The sequence below is a fragment of the Salinisphaera sp. G21_0 genome, from assembly GCF_017744115.1.
Classification (GTDB): Bacteria; Pseudomonadota; Gammaproteobacteria; order Pseudomonadales; family Endozoicomonadaceae; genus Endozoicomonas.
In genome coordinates, this window is the sequence record NZ_JAGHQW010000152.1 from 1 (window position 1) to 1,870 (window position 1,870).

The 1,870-nt window shown below is 49.0% G+C and carries 1 protein-coding gene; it reads right to left on the reverse strand.

Features of this window, described 5'->3' with window-relative positions:
- Positions 1-430: 430 nt before the first annotated feature.
- Positions 431-1,870, reverse strand: a 1,440-nt coding sequence (locus tag J7439_RS25320; RefSeq protein ID WP_209204834.1) for an RAP domain-containing protein, incomplete at its 5' end; no start/stop codon positions are given.

The window sequence follows — 1,870 nt, forward strand, 5'->3', positions numbered from 1 at the left end:
GAAGCGGCACGATTTTCCGGGTGGTTGTAATCATTACCAGGTCTTGCGTATTGACCACTGATGCCAGCAGGGGGTCTATGCATAATTATATTTCATCAATTCATGAAAATATAAAAAGCTGACTGCTTTTCTGTTCAGAAGTTCATTTTGCTGAAATGTCTATCAACGTAAGGGGTTGGGGAAACACATCTACTCCTGATGCCGCCAATCCGTTATTTTAAATCATCCGGAGCGCGATTCATGGGTAACAGGTATTCAACGCTGGCAGTCGAAAAGCTGTAAGCCCTTCTTCCCCGGAATGGGAAAACGGCTCTTGAGTCATGATGGAAGGGAGGAGATTACTGGCTGTTTTTTTTCTTATTCTACCTTTTGGTTTGGCTGTTTGCTCTTCTAAATGTTCTTCGGAGGTTAAGTAACAGTGATCTGAGGATTACCCTCTTTTATCGGCAGTCACGTATGCCTCATCTGCCCACCGTCTTTTAAGCAATACAGAGTCATGCCCCTGTGGCGGGACGTCTACCTTGGTCTTTATGTGATCAATACATAGTTTCATTGAATTCAGGTTCCCAAGCTCTTTAACCGGGATTTCAATGACCTCAAATCCTGATTTTTGTAGCAGTGCGATTTTAAGCAGCGTCGAACCATTCCTGGTTTTGAAATCACCACCCACGTAATGAGACAATCCCTGAACTTCAATCACAATGTTGTGATCTGGCAGCAGCAGGTCAACCGGAGGTAATGAGTTCAGACTCTTTTCTTCTTCAATCTTCAAGTATGGAATGCATGATTGGAGTTGGTCGCTTAAATCGGCTTGAGGTTTTGAAATGGTTGTCTGGTAATGGGGAACCACCGGAGACGCTCTCCCAACCCAACTTGCGGCCATGGCAATGATGCGTTGATCCTCTTCATTATCCGGCGATGTATTTTCCAGGCGAACAAACAGGTCATCCATGTGCTTTTCAAGTACGTTATTTTTATTGGTATTAGAGACCAGAGACAACCTGGCACAGCATACCATTACTCCCCAGAGAGACATCAATATATCTTTCTGAGAGAGCTGAGGATTTTCACTGATTCGGTAAACAAGCGATTCGAAAGTGGATGTAACCACATTCAGCTCAACGAGCTCACCCAGTTTCGCCATGGCCCACAGCAGGTTGGCGATATGCTGAGAAATAAATTGGTCTTTCTGTGCGTTCACGAGGGGCAACAGCTCGGCCAAGGCCTCTTTGAGCTCTGGTGTCTGCTCCTGACCGTTGTCCACCAGTTTCGCCATGGCCCACAGCAGGTTGGCGATATGCTGAGGAATAAATTGGTCTTTCTGTGCGTTCACGAGGGGCAACAGCGCGGCCACAGCCTTTTTAAGCCCTGGTGTCTGCTCCTGCCCGTTGTCCACCAGTTTTGCCATGGCCCACAGCAGGATGGCGATATGCTGAGGTATAAATTGGTCTTTCTGTGCGTTTACGTGGGGCAACAGCGCGGCCACAGCCTTTTTAAGCCCTGGTGTCTGCTCCTGCCCGTTGTCCACCAGTTTTGCCATGGCCCACAGCAGGTTGGCTACCTCCAGTGGTTTAAAATTAGCTTTCTGTGCCAGCACGTGGGGCAACAGCGCGACCAGAGTCTCTATGAACTCGGGTGTCCGCTCATGCCCGTTGTCCGTCACTTTCGCCATGGCCCACAGCAGGTTGGCGATACACTGGGCATTAAATTGCTGTTTCTGTGCTTTCACGTGGGGCAACAGTACGGCCACAGCCTCGTTGAGCCCCGGTGTCCGTTCCTGCCCGTCGCCCCCCAGTTTCGCCATGGCCCACAGCAGGCTGGTGATTTCCTGTGGTTTAAAGTCAGCTTTCTGTGCGATTACATGGGGCAA